Genomic DNA, 20,176 nt, shown 5'->3' on the forward strand with positions numbered 1-20,176 from the left:
GGATGGCGCTTCGCTTATCCGGCCTACAACAGCACATCAATGTAGGCCGGATAAGGCGCAGCCGCCATCCGGCATTGTCTTTTAGCTCCGACGTCCTCGTCTCTGCGTATAAATCGCATCCATCACGAATATCGCCAGCGCGACCCAGATAAACGCAAAGGTCACCATCTTATCCGCACCCGGCACTTCGCCGTAGAACGTCACCGCCAGCAGGAACATCAGCGTCGGGCCGATATACTGGAAAAAGCCCAGCGTTGACAGGCGCAGACGCGTTGCCGCGCCGGTAAAGCACAGCAGTGGGATAGTCGTCACGACGCCTGCGGCAATCAGCAGCAGGTTCAGCGACCAGGGGTTGCTGCCCATGTGGCTGGTGGCGCTATCGGAGATGCCGAAGAGATAAATCGCGGCCACGGGAAGCAGCCAGAGCGTCTCAAACAGCATACCTGTCTGCGCATCGACGGCGATTTTCTTACGCACTAGCCCATAGAAGGCGAAGCTAAACGCCAGCCCCAGGGCAATGATTGGCAGCGAGCCAAAGGTCCATAGCTGTACCAGAACGCCGCAAATCGCCAGCGCCACGGCTAACCACTGCATCCGACGAAAACGCTCGCCGAGAAAAATCATCCCCAACAAAATATTCACCAACGGATTGATGAAGTAGCCGAGGCTCGCCTCCAGCATATGGTGGTTATTGACCGACCAGATAAACAGCAGCCAGTTACCGCCGATTAAGACTGCCGATAGCGCGAGCAGGAAGATCTTCTTTGGGGTCTTCAGCAGCGTTTTGACCTGCGGCCACTGACGGCTGATGCTGATGAGCGCCACCATAAAGAAAAATGACCAGATAACACGGTGGGTCAGGATTTCATCGGCTGGAACGTAGTAAATCAGCTTGAAGTAGGCTGGAGCGATGCCCCAGATGAAATAGGCGGCAAGGGCCAGAAGTACGCCTTGTCGCGTCTGTTTGGGATCCATTTGAAACATCCATTTCGAAAAAGTAACGCAATTTTACGCGATTCTGGCGGTTATCCCACCATATAAGTCGCCGTGGCGCTGGCGATATGCGTCTTCTCTTCGTTGTGCAATTCAACACGGGCAACGGCAACCTTATTGCCTGCGCGCAGCAGCGTGCTGGTAGCGGTAAAGCGCGTGCCGCGTCCTGGGCGAAGATAGTCGACGCGCAGGTCGATGGTGCCCATCTTTGACAGTCGCTGTCTTAGCTCATCTTCATTGATGGTGTCATGGCGGGCCAGCGTGCTGCCTACGCAGACCAGCCCTGCCGCGACATCCAGCGCCGAGGCAATCACCCCGCCGTGCAGAATACTTTGCGCCCAGTTGCCGACCATCATCGGCTGATTGTTGAAACTCAGCTGTGCGAACGCTTTCTCATAGATCTCCAGCTCCAGATTCAGCGCCCGGTTGAACGGCATGTGATAGACAAAGATTTCGCCAACCAGCTTGAGTGCGGCTTCCGCGGTGAGTTCTGCAGACATAGTAACCTTACATTTTATTGTTAATAAAATGTTGATTTTATGCCTAATGGATGTTGATTTCTACTTTCAGAAAGGTTTGATGAGCAAGAACCGCGTAAACGGGTAGAATACGTGTCAATTTGTTACCCATTACTTATATATCTCAGGGGAAGTTGATTGATGCGGATCTCACTAAGTGGGCTGCTGGCGTTGCTGATGCCTGTCGCGGCGCTGGCGCAGGAAGCGACAATGAAAGACGTGCACGATGCGCCGGCAGTACGCGGCAGTATTATCGCCAACCTTCTACAGGACCATGATAATCCGTTCACGCTCTACCCCTATGAAAGCAACTATCTGCTCTACACCTGGACCAGCGACCTCAACAAAGAGGCGATTCGTTCCTACGATTGGGCTGAGAATGCGCGCAAAGATGAGGTGAAATTCCAGCTTAGCCTGGCCTTCCCGCTGTGGCGTGGCATTCTGGGGGATAACTCGGTGCTGGCAGCCTCCTACACCCAGCGTTCATGGTGGCAGCTCTCCAACAGCGAGGAGTCTGCGCCATTCCGCGAAACCAACTATGAGCCGCAGCTTTTCCTTGGTTTTGCGACCGACTACCGCTTTGCGGGCTGGACGCTTCGCGACGTTGAGATGGGCTATAACCATGACTCCAACGGCCGCTCAGACCCCACCTCCCGCAGTTGGAACCGTCTGTACACACGCTTAATGGCGCAGAACGGCAACTGGCTGGTCGAAGTGAAGCCTTGGTACGTGATTGGCGATACCGACGATAACCCGGATATCACCAAATATATGGGCTATTACCGGCTGAAAATTGGCTATCAGCTGGGAGATGCCGTGTTAAGCGCACAGGGGCAATATAACTGGAATACCGGCTACGGCGGCGCTGAGATTGGCGTCAGCTATCCGATCACTAAGCACGTCCGTTTCTATACTCAGGTGTATAGTGGATACGGTGAATCGCTTATCGACTATAACTTTAACCAGACTCGCGTTGGGGTCGGGGTGATGCTTAACGATCTGTTTTAAGTGAAAATCCTGCGGTTTGTTGCGAGCATGGCCGAAGGAATTCGTCTAAAACGTTGCAGTTTGGCACGCGGGCGCTGAAAATAGCGCCTGTTTTTATTTAACGGTAATGGGGTCAATGTGGCACAGGCGGAAGTTTTAAATCAGGAATCGCTGGCTAAACAGGTTTTGCAAGAGACCTTTGGCTACCAGCAGTTCCGTCCTGGCCAGGAAACCATTATCGACACCGTGCTGGAAGGGCGCGACTGCCTGGTCGTGATGCCCACCGGCGGCGGTAAATCGCTATGCTATCAAATTCCTGCGCTGGTGCTTAACGGCCTGACGGTGGTGGTTTCACCGCTGATCTCGCTGATGAAGGACCAGGTCGATCAGCTGCTGGCGAACGGCGTCGCGGCGGCCTGTATTAACTCCACTCAAACTCGTGAACAGCAGCAAGAGGTGATGGCTGGCTGCCGCAGCGGGCAGATTCGCCTGCTGTATATCGCCCCGGAACGCCTGATGCTGGATAACTTCCTTGAGCATCTGGCGCACTGGAATCCGGCGATGCTGGCGGTGGATGAAGCGCACTGTATCTCGCAGTGGGGGCATGATTTCCGCCCGGAATATGCCGCCCTGGGTCAACTGCGCCAGCGATTCCCTGCGTTGCCGTTTATGGCGTTGACCGCCACCGCCGATGACACCACCCGCAGCGATATTGTCCGCCTGCTGGGGTTGAACGATCCGTTTATCCAAATCAGCAGTTTTGACCGCCCGAATATTCGCTACATGCTGATGGAGAAGTTCAAGCCTCTCGACCAACTGATGCGCTACGTGCAGGAGCAGCGCGGTAAATCTGGCATTATTTACTGCAATAGCCGCGCGAAGGTGGAAGACACCGCCGCCCGCTTGCAGAGCCGCGGCATCAGCGCGGGGGCCTATCACGCCGGGCTTGAAAATAACGTGCGCGCCGACGTGCAGGAAAAATTCCAGCGCGACGATTTGCAAATCGTGGTGGCTACCGTGGCTTTCGGGATGGGCATCAACAAGCCTAACGTCCGTTTCGTGGTGCACTTCGACATTCCGCGCAATATCGAATCCTACTATCAGGAGACCGGTCGCGCTGGTCGAGACGGCTTGCCAGCGGAAGCGATGCTGTTTTACGACCCGGCGGATATGGCGTGGCTACGCCGCTGCCTGGAAGAAAAACCTGAGGGCATGTTGCAGGACATTGAGCGGCATAAGCTCAACGCGATGGGGGCGTTTGCTGAAGCGCAGACCTGCCGTCGCCTGGTGCTGCTCAACTACTTTGGCGAAGGTCGTCAGGAGCCGTGCGGTAACTGCGATATCTGCCTCGACCCACCGAAACAGTACGACGGCGTGCAGGACGCGCAGATTGCGCTCTCCACCATTGGGCGGGTTAACCAGCGCTTTGGGATGGGCTATGTCGTTGAGGTGATTCGCGGTGCGAACAGCCAGCGTATCCGCGAATTCGGCCACGATAAACTGAAAGTCTACGGGATGGGGCGCGATAAAAGTCACGAACACTGGGTCAGCGTTATTCGCCAGCTTATCCACTTAGGTTTCGTCACCCAGAACATTGCTCAACATTCGGCGCTGCAGCTTACCGACGCATCCCGCCCGGTGTTGCGCGGTGAAGCGCCGCTGCAACTTGCGGTACCGCGTATCGTGGCGCTGAAGCCGCGTGTGATGCAGAAAGCGGCGGTAGGCAATTATGACAAACAGCTGTTTGCCAAACTGCGCAAGCTGCGTAAAGCGATTGCCGATGAAGAAAATATCCCGCCTTATGTGGTCTTCAACGATGCCACGCTGATTGAGATGGCTGAACAAATGCCAATCTCCCCGAGCGATATGCTCAGCGTCAACGGCGTTGGTACGCGTAAGCTCGAGCGTTTTGGCCGTGAGTTTCTGGCGCTTATCCGCGCTCACGTCGACGGCGACGATGAGGAGTAGTCAGTTCGCGGAAAAAGTGCAAAGATGGTTGCTCACTGTACTATTTTCCGCGAATTTATCGTCCCGTTTGGTAGGTCTATCATGATTACGCTGTTTCTGACCGTCGCGCTGGTGCACATCATTGCTTTGATGAGCCCGGGGCCGGACTTCTTTTTTGTCTCCCAGACTGCCGTTAGCCGCTCGCGCAAAGAAGCGATGATGGGCGTGCTGGGGATCACCTGTGGCGTGATGGTCTGGGCTGGCGTCGCGCTGCTTGGTCTGCACCTGATTATCGAAAAAATGGCGTGGTTGCACACCATCATTATGGTCGGCGGCGGCCTGTACCTGTGCTGGATGGGCTACCAGATGCTGCGTGGGGCGCTGAAGAAAGAGAAGGTCGATTCAGCCGAACCGCAGGTTGAACTGGCTCAGGGCGGGCGCAGCTTTATGAAAGGCCTGCTGACTAACCTGGCGAACCCAAAAGCGATTATCTACTTTGGCTCGGTGTTCTCACTGTTTGTCGGCGATAACGTCGGCGCGGGCGAACGCTGGGGGATCTTCTTGCTGATTATCCTTGAAACGCTGGCCTGGTTTACCGTGGTGGCGAGTCTGTTTGCGCTACCTGCTATGCGTCGCGGCTATCAGCGTGCGGCGAAGTGGATTGACGGCGTGGCGGGCACGTTGTTCGCGGGCTTCGGCATTCACCTGATTATATCGCGCTAAGTTGTTGGCCCACTCGGTATCGTTATCGGGTGGGCTGTGCGGTGTTTAGTGGCGGAGTTGCTGGAGTTCATCGGGAGAAAGTCCGGTGTTCTCTGATGTTCGATAAGGACGTGGACATAGCCGCTCCCGGTGGTGGGCTGCACCCCGCGACAAAATTTTGCGCGCCGGATTCAGGCATGCCGTGCCGATGCCAGCAGCGCTCCTACCAGCATAAACAGCGAACCAAACACTTTGTTCAGCGCCTTCATCTGCTTCGGTCCTTTAATCCACGCCGAGATCCGCTGCGCCAGCGTGGCGTAACCAATCATCACGATAATATCTACGACGATGGTCGTTATCCCGAGCACCAGATACTGCATAACCTGCGGCTGGTGCGGCACGATAAACTGCGGGAATAGTGCCGCGAGGAACACGATGCTTTTCGGGTTGGTCAGGTTAACGAATACTGCGCGCTGGAACAGCTTGCCACGGCTTTGCGTCTTCGCCAGCGTGTTCAGATCAATGGAGCCTGCAGCGCGCCACTGCTGAATACCGAGCCAGATAAGGTACGCTGCACCCGCCCATTTCAATACCTCAAAGGCCAACAGGGAGCGCGAGAAGAGTGTCCCGAGGCCTACGCCAACCAGCACGATGTGAATAGCCAGGCCGGTTTGCAGACCGGCAATCGATGCCGCAGCTCCGCGATAACCGTGGTTAATCGAGGTGGTCATGGTATTGATCGCCCCTGAGCCCGGAGAAAGGCTGAGAATTATGGATGTGAGCAGGTAGGCGAACCACCATTCGAAGGTCATGAGAAACTCCCTGATTGTCTGTTTTTTTTGCCACAATACGCTACTGGCATTGCATTTGGTCAGGTATCAGAAAAAAAGGATTAACGTGGTCTGCGAGGCGCAATATCCGATGTTTTTCCGGGTAATAGCCCAATAAACAAGAGAAAATACGAGTGCCGTTGAGTGATGGCAAGAAACCGCGACGCATAAACGATGACGTCGCGGTTTCACGTTAAACGTTATTTCTTTTTGGCTGATTTTGCCGGGGGAGATTTAACGACAGGTTTTTCCTTCATGATGGGCACAATCGCTATTTTTACATAATAGTCAGCCCCCATAATTTTACCTCCCCCCAGCCACGGTACGTCTCGAGAGAGCAGTTGGATGCTTTCGCCGTTTTTCACCAGACGGTTCCCGATAGTGTTGCGAAGACTATATCCGCTGGCGGTAATGCTCTCCAGTGTGAGGGTTTTGTTGTCATCGCTGCGATAAAACGTATCTACTGATTTGAGATATTCCGCCGCATAGTTCTGCACGATTGCGACGATATACTCATGGTAAGTCTGAGCGCTGACGGGGCTACTGGCCTGAATATTCTGGGCGGTGACGGCATAAAGCTGCGCGGTTGCCCGCGCGACGGCCATTTTAAATCTGGCATCCTGTATAAATCGTGCCTGGTTAAAGACCACCGACTCCTTTTTTATTGTTGGTGGAGAAGGGGGCGTTTTGCTTTCTGTTTTCCAGAATGCCCACCCGGAGCTTTCAACCTGAGTAGGTTGAGGCGCGGGCACCTCGCTGACCACTTTCTTAAAATAGGCCTGATTGTCTTCGCTTAAAAACACCGAGGTCGCCAACCAGGCAGCACAGGCGGTCTGCCGTTCGTGGAGCGTTCCCGTGGTGGCAAGGTACCCCAGGTCACCGGTCAGACTCAGTTTTTGGATATCTATTTTGTTCTGGCGTAGCTGTCGATTGACGTCTGGTTGCGTGGTATTGCCGCGGGCCAGATCGCAAACCTGTTGCATGAGGAAATTATTACGTTTCCCTGCTAGCAGCGGCGTCAGGTTAAAAAGGGTATCAGTAATAATATTATACGCGGGGGCGCTAATATATTTTATCGGGAGATCCTGGGGTGCGGCAAAGGTAGACGCGCCTGCCAGCAGAGTAAGACCGCCGGCGGCGGTCCTGATAGTCATGTTTCTGCTCATCGAGCTTATTTACCTGTGGTATCGAGCGTCATTCGACGATTGGGCGCCAGACACTGAATCACAGCTGGAGAGGTTTTCCCCGGGCAATAAACACGCGGCATCGCATCACCCATCCCTTGAGTCTGAATAATATTGCCAGAGATACCGTTATCGATGAGCAACTGTTTCACCGATTCCGCACGAGCCTGAGAGAGCGCCAGATTGCTTGCCGGGCTGCCGATACGGTCGGTATAGCCTTTTATCAGAATAAGGTTGCCGTTAGCTTCCGTGTCTTTAAGGTCGGCAGCTAATCTGTTCACTTGCTGAACGCCTTCGTCACTCAGTCTGGCGCTGCCAAAAGCAAAGAGACTTTCGGCATTTAACTCTTGATGTATCTGGGCTGCTACCGGGGCAGCGGCAGGTTTTGCTGGGGTCGACAGACAGTTTTCCGGCAGGAAGTAGAAGCTTTGCGCTTTCATGTCGGAATCAAACAGGACCTTGTACTGACAGACACGTACGGAGTTGTCGGCCTGGGTGAAGTTGAAAATATAGTCCCACTCTTTTACCCGGAAGACGCCTTCATCAAAATGTGGCACACCGATTAATTCATACACTTCGGCTTTGGTCAGCCCTGGGCGCATTTGCTTCAGGTTATCCACATTCACAAAGCTGCCTTCTGTACGCACGGCATCGGTTTTATCCGGGAAAACGGGAGTCTCGGTTTTCCCATCTGAATTTACATCGCTCACCGAACGGGTACAGGCGGTTAATAACGTCAGGCCGCCAACCAGCAAGGCCAGACGCGCATAGTTCGTATAATTCATCGTCAATTCCTTCTTAACGCCCCGGTACGATGTACCGGGGATCTATTGTTTAACTCAGACTTACCACTGATAACCGATGCCGACAGCAGCGCCGATATCACCCTGGCTATTGGTTGTGCCGGACATCTTAGTGACCCATTTGCCGTTGTCAGAGACGGTGGATACGCCAAAGGCAAGGGCAGATTCGCCGCCATAACCGCCTGCGCCCATGCTGAACATGCTGGCCCCTGCAGAATAAGGCTGCGGTAAGCTCGCCATCGCCATTGCGCCTGCGATACCGGCGCTGAGTTTGTCGTCCTGATCGTCAATCATATTTTTCAGGTCGTTAAACTTGTTGTTGGTGTACTGATAAGTCTGTTTCAACTGGCTGACGTTGACCGCATCGGTATCGGCAGTACCGGCCGCGACGTTGGTGATTTGACGCTCACCGCCTGAATAGCCCACAGAAACGCTGTTCTCACGATCGGTGACGGAGTTGGCCCCCAGAGCGACAGAGTTTTCATGGCTGGCGGTGGCGCTGGTGCCAATCGCCGTGCTGTTTGTGGCGCTGGCAACGGAACCCGCGCCCCCTGCGACGGCATCGTTGCCGGTGACGGATGGTTTCGACAGGTTGCTGGTGTTATTCACCTGGAACATGCCGTCCGTACCTTCCGCGATATTGGTGACGCTCTGGTTAACCGTATCGAGCTGGCTTTTGTTAACCGCATCGCTGGCGTTCACACCGTCGGCGACGTTGCTGATGATGGTGCCGCCAGTATGGGTGGATTCATCGTAGGTCTCTCCACCAACGGTGATTTTGCCGTAGTTGATGCTGCCATCTTCGTTGACGTCGTACTTCACGCCGGTGTTGTCGAGCGTGTCGATATTGATCGTCAGGTTTTCCAGCGCCTGATTGGTGGCATACAGCTGGGAACCGTTGATCGCATCAGTACTGGTGGCGCTGATCTGGCCTGCGGCGACGTTGGTGATGGTACGTTCATTACCTTCACTGCCCACGCTGACGGTGCTGGTCGGGGTAGTGCCGGCAAAAGTGTAATCCTGGCCGCGGATGGTGGTGCCGGTAGTGGCAACCGCTTCTCCGGTGGTTGAACCTGCACCCAGCGCGACGTCACCGTCATTGCTGGCAACAGCACCTGTGCCCATCGCTACGCTGTCATTGCCGACCGACAGCGCATCTTGTCCGATAGCAGTACTGCTCGTCCCCGTGGCGACCGCGTCATTGCCCATCGCGATGGAACTCTCGCCATTGGCCTGCGCGTTTGGCCCTACCGCGACAGAGTCGGTGCCATTAGCAGCGGAATCGGCTTTTTCGGAGTTGGCATGGAAGTACTTGCTGCCGCTGTTATAGATTGAGCTGGTGGCTGCATTTAACTGCTGAACGTTGACGGCATCGCTGTCGTTCACCCCCCAGGCGACGTTGGTGATGGTGGTACCGCCGGTTTTGGTGTCGCTATCGTATTCGTCACCACCCAGCGTAATGCTGTTGTAGTTCACCGAGCCGTCGGCGTTGGTGTCGTATTTGACTGCGGCGCCATCCAGTGTGCCGATGCTTAAATCGAGGTTTTCCAGCGCCTGATTGGTGGCATACAGCTGGGAGCCGTTGATGGCATCGGTGCTGGTTTCGCTCAGTTGGCCTGCAGCGACGTTGGTGATGGTGCGTTCGTTACCGGCGCTGCCGACGCTGACGGTGCTGGTTGGGCTGGTTCCGGCGAAGGTGTAATCGGTGCCGCGAATGGTAACGCCACTGGTGCCCACCGCCGCTTCCGTTGTGGAGTCAGCGCCGAGTGCGATATCACCGTCGTTATTGGCCTGCGCGCCGTTACCGAGCGCGAGGCTGTTAACGCCGGCGGAGGTGGCGTTATAGCCCACCGCAGTGCTGCCCTGGCCGGTTGCGTAGGAATCGGCTTCGGTCAGCCCCTCTTCATTGGTGCGGACATAACGAATGCCGGTACCGTTGGCATCGGTATAGGTGGCGCTGGTGTCCCCGGCGATATCGGTGATAACGGTATTGATATCGGTCACATCAGCGTTGGTTTCGTTGAGCTGCGACATGTTGACCGCGTCGCTGTCATCAACGCCACGCGCCACGTTGGTGATGGTGGTACCGCCGGACTGGGTAGCGCTGTTATAGGTATCGCCGCCCAGCGTCACGCTGTTGTAGTTAATGGAGCCGTCGGTGTTGGTGTCGTATTTGACGGCAATATCGTCCAGCCCGGAGACATCGACAGAAATATCTTCCAGTGCCTGGTTGGTGGCGTTCAGCTGTGAGCCGTTGACGGCGTCGGTGCTGGTTTCGCTAAGCTGGCCTGCGGCGACGTTGGTGATGGTGCGTTCGTTACCGGCGCTGCCAATGCTGACGGTGCTGGTTGGGCTGGTTCCGGCGAAGGCATACTCCGTCCCATTAATGGTAACGCTGCTGGTGCCCACCGCCGCTTCCGTTGTGGAGTCAGCGCCGAGTGCGATATCACCGTCGTTATTGGCCTGTGCGCCGTTGCCGAGAGCGAGGCTGTTAACGCCGGCGGAGGTGGCGTTATAGCCCACCGCAGTGCTGCCCTGGCCGGTTGCATAGGAATCGGCTTCGGTCAGCCCCTCTTCATTGGTGCGGACATAACGAATGCCGGTACCGTTGGCATCGGTATAGGTGGCGCTGGTGTCCCCGGCGATATCGGTGATAACGGTATTGATATCGTCCACATCAGCGTTGGTTTCGTTGAGCTGCGACATGTTGACCGCGTCGCTGTCATCAACGCCACGCGCCACGTTGGTGATGGTGGTACCGCCGGACTGGGTAGCGCTGTTATAGGTATCACCGCCCAGCGTGACGCTGTTGTAGTTAATGGAGCCGTCGGTGTTGGTGTCGTATTTCACTGCCTGATCGGCCAGCGCATCAATCGCTTCGTCAGTGGCATAAAGCTGGGATCCGTTGATCGCATCGGTACTGGTTGCACTGATTCTGCCCGCGCCGACGTTGGTGATGGTGCGTTCGTTGCCTGTTTTACCCACGCTCACGGTGGCAAATGGATCTATCCCTGCAAAGTTATAGGTTGTGCCATTTATTTCATAGCTGGCGGTTCCCACGGCGGTATTCGCAACCGAGTTTGAGCCGAGTGCTACGCTGTTGTTAGCAACGGCGTTGGCATTGGTACCGAGGGCTAGCGAGTTAATGCCTGATGATTTTGAATCGGTTCCCAGCGCGACGGATTTTGCCGCAGAGCTTATTGCATTGTTCCCAAAAGCGATGGAGTCGGCGGATTGAGCCTGCGAACCATTCCCCAAAGCAAAGGCGTTATCCCCTTTTGTTTCTGCCGAGATACCGATGGCGGTGCTTCCACTGGCGTTAGCGCGAGCGTTGTAGCCGAGCGCGGTGCTTTGGTTGGCAGTTGCGCTGCTTGAAGTACCAATTGAAATGCTTTGTTCTGATGTCGCGCTACTGGCACTGCCAATCGCCACGCTTTGTTTGCCGGTGGCTTTAGTACCATTACCGAGCGCGACAGTTTGCCCGCCAGATGCCTGACTTTTATTACCAATCGCAATGTTATATTCAGTACCTGAGACGCCGATGTCCGAGACCACGCTGGCGTGAGCGGCGTTACCAATGGCGATATCACCAACGTTATCGGCTTCGGAACCTGTACCCAGCGCTAACGCATTTGTTCCGACCGCAAGAGAGGCCGCGCCGATAGCCGTTGCGCCCTGGCCGCGTGATGTGGCGTAACTGCCGATGGCAATTCCGGCATCAGCGGTGTCGGTAGCACCAGTCAGCGCTGCCACGGTCGCGTGATCGCCCATTGCAATACCGCCGGAGATCGCTGAGGCCGATTCTCCGATTGCGACGTTGGATAAGGGTTTGTCATCGATACTGGTATTTCCGGTACTGATCGTCCCTGTTTGAATCACGCCCGTCATACCGGTGTAAGCGTTAGTGCCGATGGCAACTGAATCATCATCACCATTATTAGTACTCGAGCCGTCAATATAATAAGCATTAGCATTCTGTAGCGGCATTATCGCTAATGCGCCAATTAAGCCTGCAGCTGCTACACTACGACGACTCGTTTTTCCTTTCCCTTTTGCTTTCGCGAATTCACTTACGGCAACCCAGATCCGTAGTGACGGATTCCAGACTAATCGATAGATTTTATTCATGAGTTCTCCCGCCATTCCCTGCGAAATAGCAATATTTATTTTTAATGATTAGGCTTATTTCAGCGCCAAGAGTTCCTGGATAATTAAGGGTTGCTCAAGAGACGTTTTATTTAGCCTGGTTCGGTTTTTATTAAATAACGCTGCTGCCTCCTGGGGCGCATGTTTCACGTATTGAAGGTATCCACCGGCAAAAAACAAACCTTCCGTAAATGCATCTTTCTTGATTGTATCCAGGGTGTTCCAGTTATCTATTGCTGTCAGCAATGCTTCTGGCGATCCTTCACCCATATAAAGCTTGGCAATATCTTGTTCCCATGGATATTGCCATGTATATGACTGCACACGTCGTTGGAGTTCTTTTTGTAATGATATTGGCGTATCTGACCACTGCCGGGCAGTTAGCCATAATAACCATAACTGGGCATAGTCTTTATCACGCTGTCTACCGTTAATTGATATATCTGTAAACGTATTTTGTGCGTCGGAAAGACGGCCCATAGCCACTAAGTTTATTGCAGAAGGTACCGCTGCGATGTCAGATATTTCACGGTCCTTGATGCTGTCGTAAATCACTCGGGCCTGTTGAGGTCTGCCTGCGAGATCCGCGCTAATAGCGCGTTGTAACAGGATTTTAGATGACAGTTCCTGGATGGGAGATGCGGTGGCAGAGTGAGTTAATGCAATCAGTAAATAGATCCCGGTTAATGCAATAATTAACGGTAATGTTATGTTTTTAATAAATGCATCCTGCATGCAAGTATATGTTTTGCTCATAATAATAAACGTCCCATTTTATTATTTTTATGGAAAAACAATTGATTTAATTGTGAATCATTAGGTATACGTATGTGTTATTTTTTTGAATCACTGATGTTTATGAAATCGTGACTTTCATCTTTCTTATAATATAACGGAACGATGTTTTTGCATCTAATTATGTATCCTTTTTTTTTCACATGCTGGATGAGATCCTCGGGCATGTTCAGATGCTTAAATTTTTTCCGCATATTAGTTAACACTTGCCATAAGCGCGTGTTTGATGAGCTAAGATTATTTTCGTCCCAAACGCTTTTTAAAACCTCATCTCTTGCTACAAAATTGTTACGTGCATGGATCAGTAAATACAAAAAAAAACGCATCATTGTGTCATTAAGATATAAAACGCTGAATGTTATGTTGCTGTCTTTTCCACCGGCCATGATTCTATAAATACATTTGTTTTTGATATCAATGTGAAATTCATTTTCTATCAGAAAACCATATAGGTGGTAATCCATTTATAACATCCATATAAATAATCATTAAGTGCGCAAATATATATATCATCAAAAATTATAAAGACATTAATATCAAAAACAATACTGATAAGAACATTGCGTTTAGCCTTTTCATCCGCAAAGGAAAGGACATATTTATGATGATTTTTCTGTATATTTCTTTTTTTATAGAATAATTTCCTAATTGTTGGGGTGTTTTTATATTTTTATTTCAGCCTATGTTAGATGTAATACATTAGCGTAAAATGCTAAATAGGTCGTTATTGTTAGTGATAAATTCCACTTAACCCTTCGGCGATCTCAGTACTCAGTGACGAACTGGACGTGATTCCATGAGGGGGCGTTTGTATGTATTACAGTGATGAGTGACGCTTTAGATTACCGCTGGGTTTGTATTTCTCCGGTGAAGTGTGGACAATCACTGAGGTAGGGGCAGGTAGGGCGGATGTCGTTGAGAGGGTGCGTCTTCTGGCGTCTGCATTCGTCTTTATCATCCGACGGGCTATCTGCTATATACTTGAACATGCTTGCTTTATGAGGGCTTCCGCTTAGCTCGCCCGATAAAGGCGTGCGTTGGTCGTCCCGGAAACAATTATGCCCAGCTATGTAGGATGACATTGCTATGTCGCAACACAATAAGAAGGAATGGGATTCGCGAGAAAGCACTTTTTCTGCCTTTACGCTCGGGCCGCTGATCGATTTCTGGCAACTGCGTGAGGAAGGAAAGATTGTGGGCGCGGACGGCCTCTTGTTGTGCTTTGTTCGTTTTAGCGCGCCGGGTAATCGTTGCGTTGTGGTCGTGAGTCCGGGTCGCGGTGAAAGCTATGTAAAGTACGCCGAAGTGGCTTATGATCTGTTCCGCAGTGGTTTTGATGTGTTAATCCTTGACCATCGCGGTCAGGGGCGTTCGGACCGTATGCTCTCCGATGATCAGCGCGGCCATGTGGTGCAGTTTAGCGATTATGTTGATGATTTTGCCATCTTCTGGCAGCAAGAGGTGTTGGCTGGGCCGTGGGAACATCGCTTTATCCTTGCCCATTCTATGGGGGGAGCGATTGCAACGCAGTTCCTACAACGCTATCCCGATGGCTGCGACGCGATCGCGCTTTGTGCGCCGATGTTCGGTATTATTATGCGCCTGCCGGAATGGGTGGTTAGGCCGCTTCTCGATTGGGCTGAGGGCCATCAGCGTCTTCGGGAAGGGTATGCAATGGGGACGGGGAGATGGCATGCATTGCCGTTTAGCCTTAATGTCCTGACCCATAGCCGTGAGCGTTACCGTCGTAATGTTCGTTTTTTTGCTGATGAACCCCGCTTGCGCGTTGGTGGGCCGACCTATCACTGGGTAAGAGAGGGCATTCTGGCCGGAGAGCAAATTCTTGCGAGCGCCGTGAAAGATGCTTTCCCAACTCTGGTGGTTCAGGCGGAGGAAGAACGCGTCGTTGATAATCGCATGCACGATCGTTATTGCGAAATTCGCGCCGAAGCGGGCCATCCTTGTGATGGCGGTAAGCCGCTTGTCATACAGGGCGCCTATCATGAGATCCTTTTTGAAAAGGACGCTATGCGCTCAGTCGCACTCACTGCCATCGTCGATTTTTTCCATCGACATCGTTAATTCGGCGCCAGCGCCGCACTGTTTAGAGGTTAAATTCGAATATGTACCAGGTTGTTGCATCTGACTTAGATGGCACCTTACTCTCCCCTGATCACCACTTAACGCCTTATGCGAAAGAAACGCTGAAGCTGCTCACCGAGCGTGGCCTGAACTTCGTTTTCGCCACTGGCCGTCACTACATCGATGTGGGGCAGATTCGCGATAATCTGGGGATCAAATCCTACATGATCACCTCCAACGGCGCGCGCGTACACGATGCCGACGGAAAGCAGGTCTTCGCCCATAACCTCGATCGCGATATTGCCGCCGATCTCTTCGGGATCGTGAATGCGAATCCGGATATCGTCACCAACGTTTATCGTGAAGACGAATGGTTTATGAACCGCCATCGCCCGGAAGAGATGCGTTTCTTCAAAGAAGCGGTCTTCAACTACACCCTGTATGAGCCGGGTATGCTGGAGCCGGAAGGGGTCAGCAAGGTGTTCTTCACCTGCAACGACCACGAAACGCTGTTGCCGCTTGAGCAGGCAATTAACGCGCGCTGGGGCGATCGCGTCAACGTCAGCTTCTCCACGCTCACCTGTCTGGAAGTGATGGCGGGCGGCGTGTCGAAAGGGCATGCGCTGGAAGCGGTGGCGAAAGCGATGGGCTATACCCTGAAAGACTGCATCGCGTTTGGCGATGGGATGAACGACGCTGAAATGCTGTCGATGGCGGGGAAAGGCTGCATTATGGAGGGTGCGCACCAGCGCCTTAAAGACCTGCATCCGGAGCTTGAAGTGATCGGCTCGAACGCCGATGACGCCGTTCCGCACTTCCTGCGCGACATGTATCTGCGTTAATTATCAACAACTGGCTATTTAGTGGTCAGTTGTCAACCGGTAACTCCGCTACAATGAATGCTCATCTTCCTATGAGACATTCATTGTGGCGCTCCTGATTATTACCACGATTCTGTGGGCTTTCTCTTTTAGCTTCTACGGCGAGTACCTTGCCGGACACGTCGACAGCTACTTTGCGGTGCTGGTTCGCGTCGGCTTGGCGGCGCTGGTCTTCCTGCCGTTCCTGCGTACCCGCTGGCACAGCCTGAAAACCGTTGGTTTGTACATGCTGGTGGGCGCAATGCAGCTTGGCATCATGTACATGCTGAGCTTCCACGCTTATCTCTACCTCACCGTGTCTGAACTGCTGCTGTTTACCGTCCTCACACCGCTTTACATCACGCTGATTTATGACCTGATGAGCGGCCGTCGCCTACGCTGGAGCTACGCGTTTAGCGCACTGCTGGCGGTGATCGGCGCGGGGATTATTCGCTATGACCATATCACTAACCACTTCTGGACGGGGCTAATCCTGGTGCAGCTTTCCAATATCGTCTTTGCGATTGGCATGGTGGGCTACAAGCGACTGATGGAAACCCGGCCAATGCCGCAGCATAACGCCTTTGCCTGGTTCTACCTTGGGGCGTTTCTGGTGGCGGCGGTGGCCTGGATGCTGCTCGGCAACGCGCAGAAAATGCCGCAGACTCTGCCGCAGTGGGGGATTCTGGTGTTCCTTGGGGTGGTGGCTTCGGGGATTGGCTACTTTATGTGGAACTACGGCGCCACGCAGGTGGATGCGGGCACCTTAGGGATTATGAACAACATGCATGTCCCGGCGGGGCTGCTGGTGAATCTGGCTATCTGGCATCAACAGCCTCACTGGCCGAGCTTCCTCACAGGGGCTGCGGTGATATTGGCCTCACTGTGGGTGCATCGCCATTGGGTCGCTCCGCGTTCTTCACAAACGGCAGATGATCGCAAGCGTGATTCCGCGCTGAGCGAATAAACGCATCCATTACCGGCTGGCGCTGCTCGCCATCGCGCGCGGCGGCGTACAGCCGGCTCCACAGCCCTTCGCCCAGGGTCTTGGTTACAATCAGACCCTGGCGCTCAAAGCTCTCCACCACCCAGTGCGGCAGGGCGGCAATACCCATCCGCGCGGCAACCATCTGCACCAACAGCAACGTGTTATCCACGCTTTTCAGCTGCGGACTTATGCCAGCGGGCTGCAGAAAGTGGCGCCAGATATCCAGGCGCTGGCGCTGTACCGGGTAAATCAGCAGCGTTTCTGATGCCAAATCTTCCGGCGTAATGCGCGCTTTGGTCGCCAGCGGGTGGTCCGGCGACAGGACCAGTCGTACTTCAAAGTCAAACATTGGCGAATAATGCAGGCCGCTGCGCGGCAGGATGTCAGAGGTGAGCACGACATCCAGCTCGCCCTGCTGAAGGGCAGGCTGCGGGTCGAAGGTCACGCCGGACTTAAAGTCCATTTCAACCTGCGGCCACTGCTTGCGGAAATTCTCCAGCGCAGGGGTCAGCCACTGAATACAGCTATGACATTCGATGGCGATGCGCAGGGTCGTCTGCTGCGGCTCGTGGCACGCCTGCAGCGCTTGGGCTATCTGCGGTAGCACCTGGTTTGCCAGCTGCAGCAGGATTTCACCCTGCGGGGTAAAGCGCAGCGGCTGGCTTTTACGTACGAACAGCCGGAAGCCAAGGCGTTGCTCCAGATCGCTGAACTGGTGAGACAGGGCGGATTGGGTCTGATGCAGCGTCGCCGCGGCGGCTGCCAGAGAACCACTGTTCCGCAACGCCTGGAGCGTTTTCAGATGTTTAATTTCGATCATGAAAGTCCTTCACTTCGGCATGAACAATTTGCGCTTGAGGATTATACAGTACATTCACATTATGGATGTGTAAACATCTGGACGGCTAAAATCCTTCGTCTTTTAAATTTATGGTGCGTTGGCTGCGTTTATTCACCCCAGTCACTTACTTAAGTAAGCTCCCGGGGATTCATAAACTTGCTGCCTTCCCTAAATTGAAAATCCAAAGGATTTCAACAATTAAGAGAGGCATATGATGACTATTCAAAACCACACCCTCGGTTTCCCTCGCGTTGGCCTGCGTCGCGAGCTGAAAAAAGCGCAAGAGAGCTATTGGGCGGGTAACGCCTCCCGTGAAGAACTGCTGGCTGTTGGCCGTGAGCTGCGCGCCCGTCATTGGGAACAGCAGAAGCAAGCGGGTATCGACCTGTTACCGGTGGGTGACTTCGCCTGGTACGATCACGTACTGACCACCAGTCTGCTGTTAGGCAACGTCCCGGCTCGCCACCAGAACAAAGACGGTTCCGTCGATATCGACACCCTATTCCGTATTGGCCGTGGCCGCGCACCGACCGGTGAACCTGCGGCGGCGGCAGAAATGACCAAATGGTTTAACACCAACTATCACTACATGGTGCCCGAGTTCACCCAAGGCCAGCAGTTCAAGCTGACCTGGACCCAGCTGCTGGACGAAGTCGACGAAGCGCTGGCGCTCGGCCACAATGTGAAGCCTGTCCTGCTGGGGCCGGTAACCTACCTATGGCTGGGTAAAGTGAAGGGTGAGCAGTTTGACCGCCTGACCCTGCTAAACGACATTCTTCCGGTGTACCAGCAGGTACTGGCCGAGCTGGCAAAACGGGGTATTGAGTGGGTGCAGATTGATGAACCAGCACTGGTTCTTGAACTGCCACAGGCGTGGCTGAACGCGTTCAAACCGGCCTATGATGCGCTGCAGGGGCACGTGAAGCTGCTGCTCACCACCTATTTCGAAGGCGTGACGCCGAATCTGGACACCATCGCTGCGCTACCGGTGCAGGGGCTGCATGTTGATCTGGTACACGGTAAAGATGATGTTGAAGCGCTGCATCAGCGCCTACCGGCGGACTGGTTGCTCTCTGCAGGCCTGATTAATGGTCGTAACGTCTGGCGCGCCGATCTCACTGAAAAGTATGCGCAGATTAAAACGCTGGTTGGAAAACGTGAACTCTGGGTCGCCTCTTCCTGCTCCCTGCTGCACAGCCCAATTGATCTCAGCGTCGAAACCCGTCTGGACGCGGAAGTGAAGAGCTGGTTCGCCTTCGCCCTGCAAAAATGTGGTGAGCTGGCGCTGCTTCGCGATGCGCTAAATACCGGCGACACAGGGTCGCTGGTCGAGTGGAGCGCGCCGATTCAGGCTCGCCGTCATTCAACCCGCGTACACAATGCGGCAGTAGAACAGCGTCTGGCGGCGATTACCGCCAAAGACAGTCAGCGCAATAGCGCCTACCTGGTACGCGCTGAAGCGCAGCGCGCGCGCTTTAATCTCCCGGCCTGGCCGACCACAACCATCGGCTCTTTCCCGCAAACCACGGAAATCCGCGGCCTGCGTCTGGACTTCAAAAAAGGTAACCTGGATGCCAACCACTACCGCACCGGGATTGCTGAACATATCAAGCAGGCGATAATTGAGCAGGAGCGCCTGGGTCTTGACGTGCTGGTGCACGGTGAAGCCGAGCGTAACGACATGGTGGAATACTTCGGTGAACACCTCGACGGCTTCGTCTTCACCCAGAACGGCTGGGTGCAGAGCTACGGTTCCCGCTGCGTGAAGCCGCCGGTTGTCATTGGCGATGTCAGCCGCCCGGAAGCGATCACCGTGGAGTGGGCGAAGTACGCCCAATCTCTGACCGACAAACCGGTGAAAGGGATGCTGACCGGCCCGGTCACGATTCTTTGCTGGTCCTTCCCGCGTGAAGATGTGACCCGCGAAACCATAGCTAAGCAGATTGCGCTGGCGCTGCGTGATGAAGTGGCGGATCTGGAAGCGGCTGGCATCGGTATTATTCAGATTGACGAACCGGCGCTGCGTGAAGGTCTGCCGTTACGTCGCAGCGACTGGGCGGCCTATCTGGAGTGGGGCGTGGAAGCCTTCCGCATTAACGCCGCGGTGGCGCAAGATGACACGCAAATCCACACCCACATGTGTTACTGCGAATTCAACGACATCATGGATTCTATCGCGGCGCTGGATGCGGATGTGATTACCATTGAAACCTCCCGTTCAGACATGGAGCTTCTGGAGTCGTTTGAAGAGTTCGATTACCCGAACGAAATCGGGCCGGGCGTCTATGACATTCACTCGCCGAACGTGCCAAGCGTGGAGTGGATTGAAGCCCTGCTGAAGAAAGCTGAGCAGCGTATCCCGGCAGAACGTTTGTGGGTGAACCCGGACTGCGGTCTGAAAACTCGCGGCTGGCCGGAAACCCGCGCGGCGCTGGCGAACATGGTAAAAGCGGCGCAGAATCTGCGTCAGGCGTAAGAAATTAAATGGAGGCATTTGCCT

Annotated in this window: 15 protein-coding genes and 1 pseudogene; 7 read left to right on the forward strand and 9 right to left on the reverse strand. The window is 54.0% G+C overall.

Annotated elements, in window-relative coordinates; translation table 11 throughout:
* Positions 1-81: 81 nt before the first annotated feature.
* On the reverse strand, positions 82-975 hold the full coding sequence (gene rarD / locus ACH1XZ_RS21745) for an EamA family transporter RarD (RefSeq protein WP_395597132.1): 894 nt from the start codon (positions 973-975) through the stop codon (positions 82-84).
* Between the two features lie 50 nt (positions 976-1,025).
* Positions 1,026-1,493: an acyl-CoA thioesterase YigI gene (yigI, locus tag ACH1XZ_RS21750; RefSeq protein WP_395597133.1), complete on the reverse strand. Its 468-nt coding sequence runs from the start codon at positions 1,491-1,493 to the stop codon at positions 1,026-1,028.
* 159 nt (positions 1,494-1,652) lie between these two features.
* Here yigI and pldA point away from each other — a divergent pair, with 159 nt between their 5' ends.
* The 3 genes from pldA to rhtC all read left to right on the forward strand — a co-directional run bounded on the left by pldA (position 1,653) and on the right by rhtC (position 5,168).
* Complete coding sequence (gene pldA / locus ACH1XZ_RS21755; protein ID WP_395597134.1) at positions 1,653-2,519, forward strand: phospholipase A; 867 nt, start codon at positions 1,653-1,655, stop codon at positions 2,517-2,519.
* A gap of 117 nt (positions 2,520-2,636) precedes the next feature.
* Positions 2,637-4,466 carry an ATP-dependent DNA helicase RecQ gene (gene recQ, locus ACH1XZ_RS21760; protein WP_395597135.1) on the forward strand — a complete coding sequence of 610 codons (1,830 nt, stop codon included), beginning with the start codon at positions 2,637-2,639 and terminating at the stop codon, positions 4,464-4,466.
* 81 nt (positions 4,467-4,547) lie between these two features.
* Positions 4,548-5,168 carry a threonine export protein RhtC gene (rhtC, locus tag ACH1XZ_RS21765; protein WP_395597136.1) on the forward strand — a complete coding sequence of 207 codons (621 nt, stop codon included), beginning with the start codon at positions 4,548-4,550 and terminating at the stop codon, positions 5,166-5,168.
* 170 nt (positions 5,169-5,338) lie between these two features.
* Here the strand turns inward: rhtC and rhtB are convergent, their stop codons facing one another.
* The 6 genes and pseudogenes from rhtB to ACH1XZ_RS21795 all read right to left on the reverse strand — a co-directional run bounded on the left by rhtB (position 5,339) and on the right by ACH1XZ_RS21795 (position 13,369).
* The gene (gene rhtB / locus ACH1XZ_RS21770) at positions 5,339-5,959 is read right to left on the reverse strand and encodes a homoserine/homoserine lactone efflux protein (RefSeq protein ID WP_395597137.1); all 621 of its coding nucleotides are present in this window, start codon (positions 5,957-5,959) and stop codon (positions 5,339-5,341) included.
* A gap of 218 nt (positions 5,960-6,177) precedes the next feature.
* Positions 6,178-7,143 carry a hypothetical protein gene (locus ACH1XZ_RS21775; protein ID WP_395597138.1) on the reverse strand — a complete coding sequence of 322 codons (966 nt, stop codon included), beginning with the start codon at positions 7,141-7,143 and terminating at the stop codon, positions 6,178-6,180.
* 5 nt (positions 7,144-7,148) lie between these two features.
* Positions 7,149-7,946, reverse strand: a complete 798-nt coding sequence (locus ACH1XZ_RS21780; protein ID WP_336285805.1) for an OmpA family protein — start codon at positions 7,944-7,946, stop codon at positions 7,149-7,151.
* 75 nt (positions 7,947-8,021) lie between these two features.
* Positions 8,022-12,080, reverse strand: a pseudogene (locus ACH1XZ_RS21785) (YadA-like family protein); the annotation flags it as partial.
* A gap of 66 nt (positions 12,081-12,146) precedes the next feature.
* Complete coding sequence (locus ACH1XZ_RS21790) at positions 12,147-12,866, reverse strand: hypothetical protein (protein ID WP_395597140.1); 720 nt, start codon at positions 12,864-12,866, stop codon at positions 12,147-12,149.
* Between the two features lie 77 nt (positions 12,867-12,943).
* Positions 12,944-13,369, reverse strand: coding sequence for a winged helix-turn-helix domain-containing protein (locus ACH1XZ_RS21795; protein ID WP_395597141.1), 426 nt, complete (start codon positions 13,367-13,369; stop codon positions 12,944-12,946).
* A gap of 622 nt (positions 13,370-13,991) precedes the next feature.
* On the opposite strand from ACH1XZ_RS21795, the gene pldB reads away from it, so the two are divergent.
* The 3 genes from pldB to ACH1XZ_RS21810 all read left to right on the forward strand — a co-directional run bounded on the left by pldB (position 13,992) and on the right by ACH1XZ_RS21810 (position 16,814).
* On the forward strand, positions 13,992-14,987 hold the full coding sequence (pldB, locus tag ACH1XZ_RS21800) for a lysophospholipase L2 (protein ID WP_395597142.1): 996 nt from the start codon (positions 13,992-13,994) through the stop codon (positions 14,985-14,987).
* A 41-nt stretch (positions 14,988-15,028) separates the two neighbouring features.
* Complete coding sequence (gene yigL / locus ACH1XZ_RS21805; RefSeq protein WP_035894413.1) at positions 15,029-15,829, forward strand: sugar/pyridoxal phosphate phosphatase YigL; 801 nt, start codon at positions 15,029-15,031, stop codon at positions 15,827-15,829.
* 85 nt (positions 15,830-15,914) lie between these two features.
* Positions 15,915-16,814, forward strand: coding sequence for a carboxylate/amino acid/amine transporter (locus tag ACH1XZ_RS21810; protein ID WP_395597143.1), 900 nt, complete (start codon positions 15,915-15,917; stop codon positions 16,812-16,814).
* On the opposite strand, the gene metR is transcribed toward ACH1XZ_RS21810, so the two are convergent.
* Positions 16,702-17,655: an HTH-type transcriptional regulator MetR gene (metR, locus tag ACH1XZ_RS21815; RefSeq protein ID WP_395597144.1), complete on the reverse strand. Its 954-nt coding sequence runs from the start codon at positions 17,653-17,655 to the stop codon at positions 16,702-16,704. The two genes, ACH1XZ_RS21810 and metR, sit on opposite strands and share 113 nt — an antisense overlap.
* Before the next feature lie 235 nt (positions 17,656-17,890).
* Here metR and metE point away from each other — a divergent pair, with 235 nt between their 5' ends.
* A complete protein-coding gene (metE, locus tag ACH1XZ_RS21820) occupies positions 17,891-20,152 on the forward strand; it encodes a 5-methyltetrahydropteroyltriglutamate--homocysteine S-methyltransferase (RefSeq protein ID WP_395597157.1) in 2,262 nt (753 codons plus the stop codon).
* The last annotated feature ends 24 nt before the right edge of the window (positions 20,153-20,176 follow it).

Source organism: Kluyvera chengduensis (assembly GCF_044197065.1).
GTDB lineage: Bacteria > Pseudomonadota > Gammaproteobacteria > Enterobacterales > Enterobacteriaceae > Kluyvera > Kluyvera ascorbata_C.

Coding starts and splice junctions, on each gene's coding strand:
- yigL (WP_035894413.1), top strand. CDS start 15,029: ATGTACCAGGTTGTTGCATCTGACTTAGATGGCACCTTACTCTCCCCT.
- ACH1XZ_RS21795 (WP_395597141.1), bottom strand. CDS start 13,369: ATGGATTACCACCTATATGGTTTTCTGATAGAAAATGAATTTCACATT.
- pldB (WP_395597142.1), top strand. CDS start 13,992: ATGTCGCAACACAATAAGAAGGAATGGGATTCGCGAGAAAGCACTTTT.
- rhtC (WP_395597136.1), top strand. CDS start 4,548: ATGATTACGCTGTTTCTGACCGTCGCGCTGGTGCACATCATTGCTTTG.
- ACH1XZ_RS21790 (WP_395597140.1), bottom strand. CDS start 12,866: ATGAGCAAAACATATACTTGCATGCAGGATGCATTTATTAAAAACATA.
- yigI (WP_395597133.1), bottom strand. CDS start 1,493: ATGTCTGCAGAACTCACCGCGGAAGCCGCACTCAAGCTGGTTGGCGAA.
- metE (WP_395597157.1), top strand. CDS start 17,891: ATGACTATTCAAAACCACACCCTCGGTTTCCCTCGCGTTGGCCTGCGT.
- ACH1XZ_RS21775 (WP_395597138.1), bottom strand. CDS start 7,143: ATGAGCAGAAACATGACTATCAGGACCGCCGCCGGCGGTCTTACTCTG.
- ACH1XZ_RS21780 (WP_336285805.1), bottom strand. CDS start 7,946: ATGAATTATACGAACTATGCGCGTCTGGCCTTGCTGGTTGGCGGCCTG.
- rarD (WP_395597132.1), bottom strand. CDS start 975: ATGGATCCCAAACAGACGCGACAAGGCGTACTTCTGGCCCTTGCCGCC.
- metR (WP_395597144.1), bottom strand. CDS start 17,655: ATGATCGAAATTAAACATCTGAAAACGCTCCAGGCGTTGCGGAACAGT.
- pldA (WP_395597134.1), top strand. CDS start 1,653: ATGCGGATCTCACTAAGTGGGCTGCTGGCGTTGCTGATGCCTGTCGCG.
- rhtB (WP_395597137.1), bottom strand. CDS start 5,959: ATGACCTTCGAATGGTGGTTCGCCTACCTGCTCACATCCATAATTCTC.